Below are 15,225 nucleotides of genomic sequence, written 5' to 3'. Positions count from 1 at the left end.
TTAAGCCCATTAGCGCCGATGGTACTGCATTTGTGGGAGAGTAGGTCGTTGCCTTTTTTAATCCTCAACATTTATTTGTTGAGGATTTTTTTTGTTTATTATTTATTGAAATAACGAATAGAGTAACGCTTAAGAGAACAATCTCCGTTATACTTCCGCGTAAGCGTTAGGATTTAATTTGTTATTTGAGGAGGTGCAATAGATATTTTGAAGCTTGGTTTAATCAAAAGAATTTGGTTTACATTCCATTGTGCCTCCTCTTTTATTTAAATTTAAGTAGTAGATAGGGTAAAATAATATTTGAGATCTCCTGAAAGTATTTAAATTTATTTAATATAGAATGTTATTTTGCGTGAAGTTGTTATAGTTAAGCCTAAATATGGCTTATTTTGTATTGTGTGCGTTGAAAGCTGGGCTTATTATATAGTTAGGTTTAATTATCAGTATATATCTATACATTAATACCATTTAAATATCTACTAAGCGAAAAAAGAGGTTATTTGAACTAAATCAAATAACCTCTTTTTTTATGTTGAAAATTTATTATTTTAATGTGTAAACTATGCGTTTAGCATAACTGGCATAACAAGCATAGTAATATGCTCACCTTCATCTAAACCATCAACAGGAGTTAAAATACCAGCTCTGTTTGGCATACTCATTTCTAGTTGAACTTCGTCTGAGCCTAAATTGTTAAGCATTTCGGTTAAGAAACGAGAGTTAAAACCAATTTGCATATCATCACCTTGATAATCGCAAGTTAAACGCTCTTCAGCTTTGTTGCTGTAATCTACATCTTCTGCAGAAATATTTAATTCTGCACCAGCAATTTTTAAACGAATTTGATGTGTTGTTTTATTAGAGAAAATACTAACACGACGAACAGAATTTAAAAATTGAGTTCTATCGATAGCTAATTTATTAGGATTCTCTTTAGGAATTACTGCTTCGTAATTTGGATATTTACCATCTATTAAGCGACAAATTAACTCTGAATTTTCAAAAGTAAATTTCGCATTACTTTCGTTATAGTCTATAGTAACTTCGTTTTCACTACCGGCTAAAATTCCTTTTAATAAGTTTAAAGGTTTTTTAGGCATAATGAATTCGGCTACTTGGTTAGCTTGCACATCAGCACGTGTATATTTTACTAATTTATGAGCATCTGTAGCTACAAAGGTTAAGCCTTCTGTAGAGAACTGAAAGAATACACCACTCATTACTGGACGTAAATCATCATTTCCCGCAGCGAATATTGTTTTGCTAATTGCTGTTGCTAAAATATCTCCGACAATAACTGTTTTACTTGGATCTTCTAAAGCTACAGCTTTTGGGAATTCATTTCCATCCGCATAAGCTAAAGCATATTTACCATGGTTTGAGCTAATTTCAACGGTGTTATTATCTTCTACCACAAAAGTTAGAGGTTGCTCTGGAAACGTTTTTAAAGTATCTAATAATAAACGTGCAGGAATGGCAACACTGCCTTCGCTGTCACTTTCAACGTCTAATGTCGAAGCCATAGTGGTTTCTAAATCACTAGCCGAAACTGTAAGTTTGTTATGGTCTAATTCAAATAAAAAATTATCTAAAATAGGTAAGGTGTTCGAACTATTGATTACACCACCTAAAACCTGTAATTGTTTTAACAAATAAGTACTTGATACTATAAATTTCATGTGTTGAATTATATTTTTTAGAGGTCAGGTGTTACATTTATTTTATAAGTCTAAAACAAGAAAAAAGTATGTTTAGTTATAAATGTTTCATCTATTAACTTAGTTAAAATTGTAATTATGCTACTTACAAATATATTCTTTAAGACTTATATTTGGAAACAAACTTATTAACATTTAAGCACTATATTTTTTCTTTCTATAGTAATTAAAGCTAAAGCCGAATATAGCCAACAAAATCAATGGTAGCGCAATGTTAATAAGTTGCCATTGTGTTTTTTCTGCTGATATTCTTTGTCTGTTTAAGAATGCTACTGCAATTTCTTTAGATCTAATGTTTATAAGTCCGTTATCGTCGAGTAAATAATTTACTGTATTCAATAAAAATTCTTTGTTACTGTAATTTTTTCCTGTCCATCGATCGAAGCCTAATTCTTGAGGTAAGTTTTTAATAACATCGTTCTTTATAACGTCACCATCAGCAATAATAACTATTTTGGTTGCTGTGCTTTTTTCTTTGCTATTTAATACTTTAAAAGGCTTAATTCTATTGCTATAAACGGATTGGAATTCACCTTCGAGTAGAATGGCTAAAGATTGTTTCCCTGAGTTAAATTCCTTAGGATTTTGTTCTTGAGTTACTACGTCTAAACTTATTTTTCTTGGTGTACCTTCTAATCGTGTTATTGGGGCTGTTTCTAAAAGAATGGTTTTTTCTATATCATTTTTTAGTGTATCAATTTGGTTTGCAAAATCGAATTTTACTAAATCTAAATTATTTACAATTGGGTGGTTGCTATTGGAACTACCAAATGGAGAATAAGGCCAACGTAAATTTTGAAATTGTGATTGGCTACCTTCACCTATGGCTACTGTAATTGGGGCAGAGTATATAGATGATACCATTACCGGGTTTATACGAATACCATATTTAAAGAAAAAATCGGTTAAATTTAAATTTCTTTTAATAGCAAAATTTTCTCCTAAAGTATTGTATAAACTATCTTTTTCAATAGAAACAGCATCGATAAGCCAAAGACTTTTTCCTCCATGCATGGTGTATTGATCTAATACAAGTTTTTCACTTTCTGTAAAAGCTTCGGTTGGTTTAGCTGAAATTATTAAATCGAACTCATTTAATTCGTTTAGTGTTGTTTGTGGTTTTTTTGCAACACTATCCAAAGTAAAAGGAGCTATTAAATAATATTCACCTAATTTTTTTACAAAATCGGCAATGTACTTATCTTCCAATTGCTCGTTACCTTTTAGAATTGCAATTTTCTTACTTTTAGGATTGGTAAGTTTACTAAACCCATCCGCGAAAGCGTATTCTAAATGCTGTACCGAGTTACTTACTAACTCTTGTTGGTTGGTGCCAATTTTGTTTTTAATTAACGGAATTGTCACCGTTTGGTTGTTATAACTAGCCAATGCCCAAGGAAAAATAATAGCTTGTGTTGAAGCTCCATTTTCTTGAACACTCATTTGCATGGGGGTTAAACCTCTTTGGGTAAGCTGTTCTATAATAATATCACGATTTGCTTCATCTTCCAACGGATTGAAAAAATTGAATATAATATTTGAATTTTCGGCTTCAAATTCTTCGAGCAATTGTCTAGTTTCAGTTTGTAAACGTCTAAATTCCGAAGGAAAATTTTCGCTTTCCAGAAACACATCAATTATTATGGGAGTGTCTACATTTTTAATAATATCTAAACTAGCCTCACTTAAGGTATAGCGTGAATCTTTAGTTAAATCGAAACGTTTATGTATTCCGTTAACAGCACTATTCAGGATAAAGAAAACAACAAAAAGACTAGCAATTTGTATCCACGATTTTTTCTGAAGTTTTTCATTTTTAATACCTTTTATGGATATAAAAATAAAAAAGGCCGTTATACTTATAAAATATAAAATATCGCGAGTATCTAGAACGCCACGACTAATACTTTTATAATGCGAGCTCATACCCAGCTGATCAATAAAATTGCTATAAGCAAAATCGGCAATACCTTCAAAACCAATATAAAACAAGAAACATAAAAATACTGAAGTTATAAAAGCTACAATTTGATTATCGGTAATTGTAGAAGTGAAAATGCCAATAGCTGTATATGCGGCAGCTAAAAAAAGTAAACCCAAATACGAGCCAAGTGTGCTACCAATATCTAAATTTCCGACAGGATTCCCTAACTGGTTTATAGTGTAAACGTATAGTAATGTTGGTGCAAGAGCTATTAAAATTAAAATAAAAGCTCCAAAATATTTACCTAAAACAATACGAGTGAGTGATGTTGGTTTTGTCAATAGAAGTTCTAAAGTACCTTGTTTTTTTTCATCGGAAAAACTTCGCATGGTTACCGCCGGAATTAGAAATATTAAAATCCATGGAGCTAACAAAAAGAAAGGTGATAAGTCGGAAAACCCGTAATCTAGGATATTGAAGTCACCTTTAAAGACCCATAAAAATAGTCCGTTTAGTAATAAAAAAATGCCAATTACTAAATAACCAATAGGCGATGCGAAAAATGAGTTTATTTCTTTTTTGAGTATGGCGAGCATATGTTTTACAAATGTAATCGCAATTATAAATTATTGCTTTATTATTATTTTACTATTAATCTAAAGTTTCCAATCTATCTAGACTCCAAGCCTCTGGTCTAGAACTAAAAAGCGGCTTTAAGGTTTTCCAAAGTGCTTTAAACTCTTTAGATTGTCTGTATTCTTGCAATTGGGCGTCACTATCCCAGTAGCTGTAGGTAAAAAGTATATTCGGATCGTTTTTATCACGATACAATTCTAAAAAAGTACAACCGTTAGAAGCTCTGATTCTAGTTTTATTATTTTCAAAACTTTCTAAAAAAACGTCGACATTCTGTCTGTAAAAAACCATTTTAACAATTCTAACTAACATATTTTACTGTTTTGGTTATTCCTCCAAAAGGATTGTATTGAGATGCTTTATTTTTTAAATACGACCATCTAGTGCAATTTGACTTTTGGCAATAACAGAAGAAGCACTAAAATTAACACTTACAGCATCCATAATGCCTAAACCTAATAAAGTAGATGCACTACCCACGGTAGATGGGTTACTTTTAAATACCGAAATTTCTAAAAAACCACCAGAGTTAAAAACTACTAACTTCCGCCCTTCGTCTTGCCGCTTTTCAGCAGGAATATCGAAGTTTACAATATCGCTATATTTTAGATGAATTTTTTTAAACTTATAATTTCTTGCCGAAATTTCAAAATCGCGTCCTTTTTGTACACTCTCAAAAAAGCTGCGTTTAATATTGGTAACCACGTTTCCATAATTATCAATATAAATTACACTACCAACAATTTGAGTTTTATCATCATTAACAAAAGGCTCAATATTTTTAATAGGCTTAATGCTATTTATGGTTTTTCCAACCACATCTAAAGTTCCGCCACGAGCAATATGGCAGGCTACTTTTACAAAAACATCTAAAACAGGGAAACTTGTTTGTATTTTATCGTGAATATTAATTTCAACAATTTTTTCAGGAACAATTTCCGAGCAAATCATACTCATAATCCCATTGTTGGCACAAATAAAATAATGCCCATCTAGTTTTACCGCAATATGTTTGTTTTCGGGGTTAATTTCTGAGTCAATACCAATAATGTGTATCGTGCCTTCAGGAAAACTACTATAAGCATTTTGGATAATATATGCCGCTTCTGGAATACTAAATGGCGATACATTATGCGAGATATCAACAATATTAACATCGGGCAACTCACTATAAATAGCACCTTTAGTAGCGCCAGTAAAGTGGTCTTTTAAGCCAAAATCTGATGTTAATGTTATTATAGCCATGAACGAAATTGTTGATATGTTTTTAGCGTTTTGTCCTCTAAAATTATGTATTTTTGAGATGAACACTTACGAGATACAAACCTACATAAATTTTTGTTTTCGTTTTTATATTTTAAATGAAAATTGAGAGGTTTTAATATCTAATTTAGTTAAAATTAAAACAACGCCTTTGAATGAAATCATCATTGAATTAGAAGAAATTACGCCTAAAGAGTTTTTTGGCGCACAAAATGTAAATATTGAACTTTTAAAAAAGTACTTTCCTAAATTAAAAATTGTAGCCCGGGGCAATCAAATTAAAGCTTTCGGAGAAGAGGAAATGTTAGACGAATTTAATCGTCGGATGACCATGCTCATCAAGCATTTTACAAAGTATAATAAGTTAGACGAAAACGTTATTGAACGTGTTTTAACAAGCCAAAGTAGCGACGATTATATTGCATCTGCTAAAGGAGGCGAAGTTATCGTGCACGGTGTAGGCGGTAAACTTATTAAAGCCCAAACTGCCAACCAACGCAAATTGGTAGAGCTTATGCATAAAAACGATATGGTTTTTGCCATCGGCCCAGCCGGAACAGGAAAAACATATACTGGTGTAGCATTGGCGGTACAAGCTCTAAAGAATAGAGAGGTAAAACGTATAATTTTAACAAGGCCTGCTGTAGAAGCTGGCGAGAATTTAGGTTTTCTGCCAGGCGATTTAAAGGAAAAGTTAGATCCGTATATGCAACCACTCTACGATGCACTTCGTGATATGATTCCTGCTGAAAAACTAGCACAGTATATTGAGAATGGTACTATACAAATTGCGCCATTAGCTTTTATGCGTGGTAGAACTTTAGATAATGCTTTTGTTATTTTAGATGAAGGGCAGAATACAACACACGCCCAAATGAAAATGTTTTTAACTCGTATGGGGAAACACGCTAAGTTTCTATTAACTGGAGATCCAGGACAAATAGATTTACCTAGACGAACTATTTCTGGACTGAAAGAAGCACTTTTAATTTTGAAAAACGTAGAAGGTGTTGGTATGATTTTTCTAGATGATAAGGATGTTGTACGCCACAAGCTCGTTAAAAAAGTAATTGAAGCTTATAAAAGTATTGAGAATATAGATTAATATCTATACCAGTTATTTAATACATAAAGAAAAAGCCAGTTTTTAACTGGCTTTTGTTATTTCAGCCCTTTTTAATTATAACATATTGACTTAGTGTTTCTAACAGAAATACATCCTATAATTCTATAAATATTACCTAAAATCCTGTAACTTTTTTGAGTATAAGTTTTGGAAATTTGCATATAATTATAAACGAAATATATTATGAAAAAAATACTTTTAGTAGCAGTGTTATTAGGTTTCAACTCAGTTTTTGCACAGGAAGATGTAGAAATAACATCGGATAATTCTTGGTTAAAGGCCGGAATAATAACAGGAATACCAGTAGGTGATGCAAGCGATGTATCTTCTTATTCTTTAGGTTTAGATTTAAGAGGGCAATATTTAATTAATCCTAATATTGCAATTGGAGTAGCATCAGGTTATAATCACTTTTTTGGAAAAGATAATATTGATGATTTTGGAGTAATTCCTGCAGCAGGTTTCTTCCGTTATTATTTTACACCAAATGGTTTGTTTTTAGGAACAGATGTTGGGTACGGTTTTTTAACGAATGTGGAAAATAATGATGGAGGACTATATGTTAATCCGCAAATTGGTTATCACAATAAAGATTGGAATTTCTATGCTTATTATCAAAATACGTTTGCAGAATATGATGTGGATGTACAAAATGTAGGCGTAGGCGTTACCTATAATATTAGATTTAAATAATTCAACATAGTTATTTAATAATACTTAAAAGGAGAAATGTATATTTCTCCTTTTTTTATTTAGATTTGTTTGGCGATAGTAAACAAATTACATTTGCAAAACAAACAACATTCTACTTCTAATGAACACAATTACTGATACTAATTTCAATTTTCCTGGACAAAAAAGTCTTTATAAAGGAAAAGTAAGAGCCGTATATAATATTAATGATAACGAGTTAGTGATGGTAGCTACCGATCGTTTATCTGCCTTTGATGTTGTTATGCCAAAAGGCATTCCTTACAAGGGACAAATATTAAACCAAATTGCTACAAAAATGATGGATGCCACTAAGGATATTGTCCCTAATTGGTTAACCGCAACACCGGATCCAAATGTAGCAGTAGGGCATTTATGCGAGCCTTTTAAAGTAGAAATGGTAATTCGTGGTTATATGTCTGGTCATGCAGCACGTGAGTATAAAGTAGGTAAACGCATACTTTGTGGCGTTGCCATGCCAGAAGGGATGAAGGAAAATGATAAGTTTCCAAACCCAATAATTACGCCAGCAACAAAAGCTGAAATGGGTGATCATGATGAAGATATTTCTCGTGATGATATTTTAAAGCGGGGTATTGTTTCTGAAGAGGATTATGTGGTTTTAGAAGATTATACGCGTAAATTATTTCAAAGAGGAACAGAAATAGCTGCTTCTCGCGGATTAATTTTAGTAGATACAAAATATGAATTCGGAAAAACTAAAGATGGAAAAATCGTCTTAATAGATGAAATTCATACACCAGATTCTTCACGTTATTTTTATGCCGATGGTTACCAAGAACGTCAAGAAAAAGGAGAGGCTCAAAAGCAACTTTCTAAAGAGTTTGTACGTCAATGGTTAATAGCTAACGATTTTCAAGGTTTAGAAGGACAAACGGTTCCTATTATGAGTGATGAATATATCCAATCGGTATCTGATCGTTATATTGAGCTTTATGAAAATATTACAGGAGAAACCTTTGTAAAAGCTGATGTATCTAATATTGAAAAACGTATAGAAGCTAATGTTTTGGCTTATTTGAAGTAGTGTAAAATATATTTAATAAAAAAGGTCTTATATTCTAAGGCCTTTTTTTTATCAATAATTTCACTTTAAGTTTTAGAGTAAATTATAACAACGCAACTAAATCCATTGGAGTATTTAATATATGTTCCGCTCCATTATCGATTAATTCTTTTTTGTCTCTAAATCCCCAAGCTACACCAACTGCTAGCATGTTTGCGTTGTTTGCAGTTTGCATATCAATATTAGTATCTCCAACAAAAATAGTTTCTTTAGGTAATGCATCTAATAACATACATATCTCCAATGCTACATTAGGATTCGGCTTTTTATCAGCTTCAATTTTTAATCCTAAAACAATTTCAAAATAGTCTATAAATAATGTGGACACTACTTTTTTGGTAAGTACGTCTGCTTTGTTAGATAAAATTCCTAATTTTAATTGTTTCGATTTTAAACGATTTAAAAGTTCAATGATATTCTTATAGGGCTTGGTTTTATTAGTACAGCGTAGGCTATATACCTTCATCATAGCTTCAAAACACGTGTTTATCTCTAATTCACTTCGATGATATTCGGGTAAAGCATTAACGACTAAATTCTTTATACCGCTACCAACTAAATTCTTATAGTTTTCGTAGCTGTGTGTGGGGTAATTGTAGCTTTTAAGAACAGTATTCATAGCATCGGCTATATCTTCTATAGAATTAACTAATGTGCCATCCAAATCAAATATTACTGCTTTATAGATCATTTAATTTTAAATAAATAAGGTTAATAATTCAATTTAACTTTACGATCGTTTAGGGGTTGCTCATTTCTATAATTGTTAATGGGCATATTATTTCTTAGTTTTAAAACTTCTTTTTCCGATAGTATAAAAGGTTGTTTAAAAACGAACCAGTTTACACCTTCGCTACATGGTGGCGTAGTTAAAGATCCGCCATATGAATAGTAGTTTTTATCTTCTAAAAACAGACTAGATAAATCTATTTTTTGATGAATAGCTTTTGTTTCTCCATTACTAATAGGTAAAAAACTTTCGAAAAATTCGAATAATTGACTGTCATTTCCTTCTTCTCCCATAATACCTAAAACGGCAATTCGGTTTGATTTGCTAATATGTACCAAATGCATTTCTATGGGATAGATTATTCCATTTATTTTATGTTCCGATGGTTCATGAAAATGAATTTGCTTTAAATAGAAATTTTCATTCTTGTAATTTATAGAATCACCATTCTCAAAATCGAACTGAACGGAATGTCCGTTGTTTATTACTTTACTGATATGTGTAGACGGCGTATAAAGTATTTTTAAATCGCCTTTTGTAGCCGATGAGTCTGCATCTTTATTAATAATATTTATAGGCGATTGGTGTTTGCCATTACAATCGGAATTTTTTTCAATCTCAATCCAATGTTCTGGCGAAGTTTCGCCAGCATAGCTCCAATGAGAGACTTTTGCTATTTCATTCGAGAGGTCTGTTTTATTATAATCTTTGCAGGATATAAAACATGCTAATAAGGCAAACAGAGGTAAAGAGGTTTTTTTTATCATTTTGCTAAGTTTTACCTTGCAAAATTAGATATGTATTTTTATATAAAACCTTACATTTATCATGTGTTTTTATGATTAAAGCTTGTAAGTATATCTTAGATGAATAATTTGGTTTATAGTGCAATGTTAGATTTCTGAATATACTAAAGCGGTTTTTTCTTTTTTGGCTTACTAGCTTTTGCCAAAGGATTATAGTTAAGGCATAATTGTATCCAATATTCTAAATCGTCTTCGGTATCAAAACCTTCAGGAGTTACATAAATATAACCTTTCATAGCGCGTCCTGTAAAATCCATAGATAAGCATTCTGGTTTTTTAAGCTCATCTAAATAAACACTTTCACCAATTCGTGCCATAATCAAACTATCTCCATAGTTTTTATTGATAAAAATTGCGCAAAGCATTTTGTTATCAACTTTAAAACAGAGACCACCCATCATTTTTAATTCAGAAAAATAGATTTGTTTATCATTTAGAACGCGCCGTATTCTATCGGCTAAATAAGCATCGTAAGCCATAATTAGTTTTTAAATTTTCCTGAAAGTTTTCTAATTAAATTATAAATGAAGGCGTTTGTTTTAGCATAATAGAAGGCAATAAAACAAACCACCATTATAAAAACAATTGCACCTAGTACAGCTTGCGTAGGGTCTAAAGATTTTCTGAAAAACCTATTTAAACCCAAGCCTGTAAAACTTCCGTAAAGAATTATAAAATGAATAACATAGATGGATAGTGTTTTTTCGCCTATTCTAGTAATTATAGATTGTCTTAAAAAACGCTCTAAACAGTAAAAAACACCAAATAAAATTAAGGTGTCGCCAAGTCTAGTAAAAAGATAATTATAATAGGCACTTTGTTTTAGTAACTCAATATCTGTTAAGAGATATAGTCTAATTAGCATTGGTGACGATTGAAATATAAGGAAGAACCCAGTAGCGAAAAAAGTTATAATCGCTATTAATTCAAAATGTTTACGATGTAGATGTCTAAAAAACACAGTAGACAAAAAAGCTCCAAAAAAGGAGTAGCCTATCCATGGTAAAATAGTGAAAACTGAACCGTTTTTTGTTGTAATGTAATTGGCTAAAACGAGTGGTGTATTAGGTAAATCTATTGATCGATATAATGGTTCTGAGATAAAACATAAACAACCTAGCGTAAAAAGTACGAACGAGAATAGGTAATTGTATTTTTTAAAAATTAAATGTAGTCCCGCTAAAGTGATTAAGGCAAGCCCGATACATTGCAACACATCAACTATAAAAAAGCGATTGTTGAAATTTCCGGAGAGCCAGTTAAAAATATCTAAGCGTAAACTATAGCCAATAAAAAGTAATAACAAACCGCGAAATAATCCTTTTTTAATTCTAGGTTTATCGTTTCCTTTAGCATGAGCACGTAATAGTAAATACGAAAAAACAAGCCCGGAAATTGTAAAGAATGTAGGTGCAGTAAAGCCACGGAAATAAACCCAAATATTATAAATAGTATTTGTGTCGCTTCTGTATGCTCGAGCGAGTAAATTATCAATAAAATGCCCTTGGAGCATCATTAAAATGGCAAATGCTCGAACGGCATCAATAAAATATATTCGGTTGGTTTGCAATAAAAATGAGTTTTGAAATATAAATATACTTTTAAAAAATGTAAAGGTCGTGTTTGTAAATTGATATATTTATAAAATCAACTTGAAAGCATGGAACAAATTATAAAAATATTTTCAGATTACGCCTGGGGTTTACCTTTGGTTTTGTTATTAATAGGTGGCGGTTTTTATTTATTAATACTCTCAAGGTTTTTACCATTTAGGTATATTGGTCATGCTATTCAGGTATTAAGAGGGAAGTATGATAATCCTGATGATCCTGGAGAAATATCACATTTTAAAGCCTTAACCACAGCATTATCCTCTACCATTGGCATGGGAAATATTGCTGGTGTAGCCGCAGCTATTTCACTAGGCGGACCAGGTGCTATGTTTTGGATGTGGGTAAGCGCCATTGTTGGTATGTCTACAAAATTCTTTACATCATCATTAGCCGTTATGTTTCGAGGTAAAGATAGTAATGGCGATTTACAAGGAGGCCCGATGTATTTTATCACCGAAGGTTTAGGTAAATCTTGGAAACCGTTAGCTATCATGTTTAGTGTGTTTGGTTTAATTGGGGCTTTGCCTGTGGTAAACGTAAACCAATTAACGCAGGCTGTAAACGATATTCTTTTAAAACCAAATGGTATTGAGGTTGGGTTAAAATCAAACCTTATTTTGTCATTAATTTTAGTGAGTTTAACTTCCGTTATTATCCTTGGAGGTTTAAAACGAATTAGTAATGCAGCATCAAAATTAGTTCCAGCTATGGTGCTTTTATACTTTGCTTTAGTGCTTTTTGTTCTAATTTCGAATTACCAAGTTGTTCCAAAATATTTTATGATGATTTTTAGTGATGCCTTTGCGGCGAATAATTTTAAAGGTGAACCCTTTTTGGGAGGTGTTGTTGGAGCCTTAATTTTGTTAGGTATTCGTCGAGGTGCATTTTCTAACGAAGCCGGAATTGGTACGGCTCCCATGGCACATGGTGCTACAAAAACGGCAGAGCCAATTCGAGAAGGGTTAGTGGCTATGCTAGGGCCAGCAATCGATACATTGGTGGTCTGTACACTTACAGCATTAGCTATTTTAGTTACAGGTGTTTGGCAAACTACGGAAGATAATGGAGTGAGTTTAACAGCTTCTGCATTTAGCGAATCTATGCCAATTTATGGTAAGTATTTATTAATGGTTTGTGTGGCTGTGTTTAGTATTTCTTCGTTATTCTCCTATTCTTATTACGGTTCAAAATGTTTATCTTTTTTAATAGGTGCTGATAAAAAACACTATTACAACTATATCTACATTTTAAGTATTGTATTAGCGGTAACCACACCTTTTAGCGTAATGCTTAATTTAATTGATGGAGTATTTGCACTTATGGCAATACCAACGATGTTAAGTACCATTATTCTTGCTCCTAAAGTTTTAAAGGAGGCAAAGGCCTATTTTAAGAGATTAGAAGCTTAGAAATAGTATTCATTTTTTTTAAAAACAGCGAAATGTGTAACTAAAAAAAAGCTAATTAATTGTTTTTGAAAGAGTCACGTGTTTTATATTAATTTTATGTGTAGATTTAGCGTTACCAACTGGTAGCATTTAACTTCTAAACGTGAATGTTACCTGCTCACTTTACCAACTAACTAAATTACACCATGACAGACAAAGACCGGGCGAAAGCCTATTGGAAAGAAAACATTAAATATGTGCTTCTGCTATTATTTATATGGTTTATAGTTTCTTTCGGCGCAGGAATTATTTTTAAAGATGCGTTAAACACCGTTAGACTTGGCGGTTTTAAACTCGGTTTTTGGTTTGCTCAACAGGGTTCTATGTATGTATTTGTTGTGCTAATATTCGTTTACGTTCGTTTAATGAATAAGTTAGATAAAAAATACGGGTATGATGTATAGCGGTTTTCTCGCGGGTTTAGGCGTTCAAAATTGGACATACATTTTAGTAGGTATTACATTTACTATTTATATTGGTATATCCATTTGGGCTAGAGCTGGTTCTACTAAAGAGTTTTACGTTGCCGGAGGTGGTGTTTCACCTTTAGCAAATGGTATGGCAACAGCAGCCGATTGGATGAGTGCTGCCTCGTTTATTTCCATGGCAGGTATTATTTCTTTTGCAGGTTATGATGGGGCTGTATATTTAATGGGATGGACAGGCGGATACGTGTTGTTAGCTCTATTGTTAGCACCTTACTTGCGTAAGTTCGGTAAATTTACGGTTCCAGATTTTATTGGTGATCGTTACTATTCTAACACCGCACGTTCTGTTGGTGTCTTTTGTGCACTAATTGTATCTTTTACTTATGTTGCAGGTCAAATGAGAGGCGTGGGCTTAGTTTTTTCGCGTTTTTTAGAGGTAGATATCAATACAGGTGTTATTATTGGAATGATAATCGTTTTATTCTATGCCGTTTTAGGAGGAATGAAAGGTATTACATATACGCAAGTCGCTCAATATTGTGTACTTATTTTTGCTTTTATGGTTCCGGCAATATTTATATCGATTCAAATGACGGGGAATCCTATTCCGCAATTAGGTTTTGGTAGCCAGTTAGCCGATGGTTCGGGAACTTACCTATTAGATAAACTTGATGGTTTAAGCACTGATTTAGGTTTTGCTGAATACACAGAAGGATCGAAATCTATGATTGATGTGTTTGCTATAACACTGGCTTTAATGGTTGGTACAGCAGGATTACCTCACGTGATTGTTAGATTCTTTACAGTGAAAAGAGTAAAAGATGCAAGGAAATCGGCTGGTTTAGCATTATTGTTAATTGTAATTTTATACACAGCAGCACCAGCAGTATCGGTTTTTGCGCGTACAAACATGATAGAAACCGTATCGAACCAACCATATGCAAATATGCCAGAATGGTTTACAAAATGGGAAACCACAGGTTTAATTGTTTTTAATGATAAAAATAACGACGGTATTATTCAATACGTCGCAGATGAAAGTAAAAACGAACTTATTGTCGATAACGATATTATGGTTTTGGCAAATCCGGAAATAGCAAAATTACCAGACTGGGTAATTGCTTTAGTTGCAGCAGGTGCATTGGCAGCAGCCTTATCTACAGCAGCAGGTTTATTATTAGTAATATCAGCATCAGTATCTCACGATTTAATTAAAAAAATGATTAAGCCAGATATTAGCGAAAAAGGAGAATTAATTGCAGCACGCCTTGCAGCAGTAGTCGCTGTTTGTGTAGCTGGTTATTTCGGTATTAATCCGCCAGGTTTTGTGGCGGCAACGGTTGCGTTAGCTTTCGGTTTAGCGGCAGCTTCATTTTTTCCTGCTATTATTTTGGGTATTTTCTATAAAAAAATGAATAAAGAAGGCGCCATTGCAGGTATGGTTGTCGGTATTTTTTCGATGTTGTTTTACATGACCAAGTTTAAATTTGGTTGGTTTGGTGGTGGTACAAAAGCCGATTGGTGGTTTGATATTTCACCAGAAGGATTTGGTACGGTAGCCATGGTAATCAATTTTGTAGTTTCTGTAGTTATTATGAAGTTTACCCCAGAGCCACCAGAATATGTTCAGGAAATAGTTGAAAATATTAGAATACCAAGTGGGGCGGGAGATGCGACACATTAAAATATAATTGTTTGCCTTACTACAAGAGTAAGCGTAAAAAAAACTGGTTGT

At 32.6% G+C, this 15,225-nt stretch carries 14 protein-coding genes; 6 read left to right on the top strand and 8 right to left on the bottom strand.

The genetic code is table 11. The features are described from left to right. Nucleotides 1–560: 560 nt before the first annotated feature. The 4 genes from dnaN to DFQ06_RS00880 form a co-directional block, all read right to left on the bottom strand. Nucleotides 561–1,679: a DNA polymerase III subunit beta gene (dnaN, locus tag DFQ06_RS00895; RefSeq protein WP_042501518.1), complete on the bottom strand. Its 1,119-nt coding sequence runs from the start codon at nt 1,677–1,679 to the stop codon at nt 561–563. Nucleotides 1,680–1,853: 174 nt separating this feature from the next. Beyond that, complete coding sequence (gene gldG, locus DFQ06_RS00890; RefSeq protein ID WP_133965502.1) at nt 1,854–4,238, bottom strand: gliding motility-associated ABC transporter substrate-binding protein GldG; 2,385 nt, start codon at nt 4,236–4,238, stop codon at nt 1,854–1,856. Between the two features lie 55 nt (nt 4,239–4,293). Continuing rightward, on the bottom strand, nt 4,294–4,590 hold the full coding sequence (locus tag DFQ06_RS00885; RefSeq protein WP_133965500.1) for a putative quinol monooxygenase: 297 nt from the start codon (nt 4,588–4,590) through the stop codon (nt 4,294–4,296). Between the two features lie 54 nt (nt 4,591–4,644). Next, nucleotides 4,645–5,523 carry an SAM hydrolase/SAM-dependent halogenase family protein gene (locus DFQ06_RS00880; protein WP_042506943.1) on the bottom strand — a complete coding sequence of 293 codons (879 nt, stop codon included), beginning with the start codon at nt 5,521–5,523 and terminating at the stop codon, nt 4,645–4,647. A gap of 169 nt (nt 5,524–5,692) precedes the next feature. On the opposite strand from DFQ06_RS00880, the gene DFQ06_RS00875 reads away from it, so the two are divergent. The 3 genes from DFQ06_RS00875 to DFQ06_RS00865 all read left to right on the top strand — a co-directional run bounded on the left by DFQ06_RS00875 (nt 5,693) and on the right by DFQ06_RS00865 (nt 8,426). Next, entirely contained in the window at nt 5,693–6,646 is a 954-nt protein-coding gene (locus DFQ06_RS00875) for a PhoH family protein (RefSeq protein WP_042506941.1), read from the top strand. Between the two features lie 204 nt (nt 6,647–6,850). Further along, nucleotides 6,851–7,360 carry a hypothetical protein gene (locus tag DFQ06_RS00870; RefSeq protein WP_042501523.1) on the top strand — a complete coding sequence of 170 codons (510 nt, stop codon included), beginning with the start codon at nt 6,851–6,853 and terminating at the stop codon, nt 7,358–7,360. A gap of 121 nt (nt 7,361–7,481) precedes the next feature. After that, nucleotides 7,482–8,426, top strand: coding sequence for a phosphoribosylaminoimidazolesuccinocarboxamide synthase (locus tag DFQ06_RS00865; protein ID WP_042501526.1), 945 nt, complete (start codon nt 7,482–7,484; stop codon nt 8,424–8,426). Between the two features lie 82 nt (nt 8,427–8,508). Here the strand turns inward: DFQ06_RS00865 and DFQ06_RS00860 are convergent, their stop codons facing one another. From DFQ06_RS00860 to DFQ06_RS00845, 4 genes are all read right to left on the bottom strand, one after another. Further along, the gene (locus tag DFQ06_RS00860; protein ID WP_042506936.1) at nt 8,509–9,156 is read right to left on the bottom strand and encodes an HAD family hydrolase; all 648 of its coding nucleotides are present in this window, start codon (nt 9,154–9,156) and stop codon (nt 8,509–8,511) included. A gap of 20 nt (nt 9,157–9,176) precedes the next feature. Next, nucleotides 9,177–9,962 (bottom strand): carbonic anhydrase, encoded by a 786-nt coding sequence (locus DFQ06_RS00855; RefSeq protein ID WP_133965498.1) that lies wholly within the window; start codon nt 9,960–9,962, stop codon nt 9,177–9,179. Nucleotides 9,963–10,105: 143 nt separating this feature from the next. After that, nucleotides 10,106–10,480 (bottom strand): RNA methyltransferase, encoded by a 375-nt coding sequence (locus DFQ06_RS00850; protein WP_042501530.1) that lies wholly within the window; start codon nt 10,478–10,480, stop codon nt 10,106–10,108. Nucleotides 10,481–10,482: 2 nt separating this feature from the next. Continuing rightward, nucleotides 10,483–11,571, bottom strand: a complete 1,089-nt coding sequence (locus DFQ06_RS00845; RefSeq protein WP_074940579.1) for a heparan-alpha-glucosaminide N-acetyltransferase domain-containing protein — start codon at nt 11,569–11,571, stop codon at nt 10,483–10,485. A gap of 90 nt (nt 11,572–11,661) precedes the next feature. Here DFQ06_RS00845 and DFQ06_RS00840 point away from each other — a divergent pair, with 90 nt between their 5' ends. From DFQ06_RS00840 to DFQ06_RS00830, 3 genes are all read left to right on the top strand, one after another. Continuing rightward, nucleotides 11,662–13,023, top strand: coding sequence for an alanine/glycine:cation symporter family protein (locus DFQ06_RS00840; RefSeq protein WP_074940581.1), 1,362 nt, complete (start codon nt 11,662–11,664; stop codon nt 13,021–13,023). A gap of 185 nt (nt 13,024–13,208) precedes the next feature. Further along, nucleotides 13,209–13,466: a DUF4212 domain-containing protein gene (locus DFQ06_RS00835; RefSeq protein WP_042506933.1), complete on the top strand. Its 258-nt coding sequence runs from the start codon at nt 13,209–13,211 to the stop codon at nt 13,464–13,466. Continuing rightward, nucleotides 13,456–15,174, top strand: coding sequence for a sodium:solute symporter family protein (locus tag DFQ06_RS00830; protein ID WP_174564439.1), 1,719 nt, complete (start codon nt 13,456–13,458; stop codon nt 15,172–15,174). Before DFQ06_RS00835 ends, DFQ06_RS00830 begins: the two co-directional genes overlap by 11 nt. Nucleotides 15,175–15,225 lie beyond the last annotated feature (51 nt).

Source organism: Algibacter lectus (genome assembly GCF_004368925.1).
Classification (GTDB): Bacteria; Bacteroidota; Bacteroidia; order Flavobacteriales; family Flavobacteriaceae; genus Algibacter; species Algibacter lectus.
The sequence above is the reverse complement of the archived record's forward strand: the minus strand, read 5'-3'. Positions and strand labels throughout refer to the sequence as shown.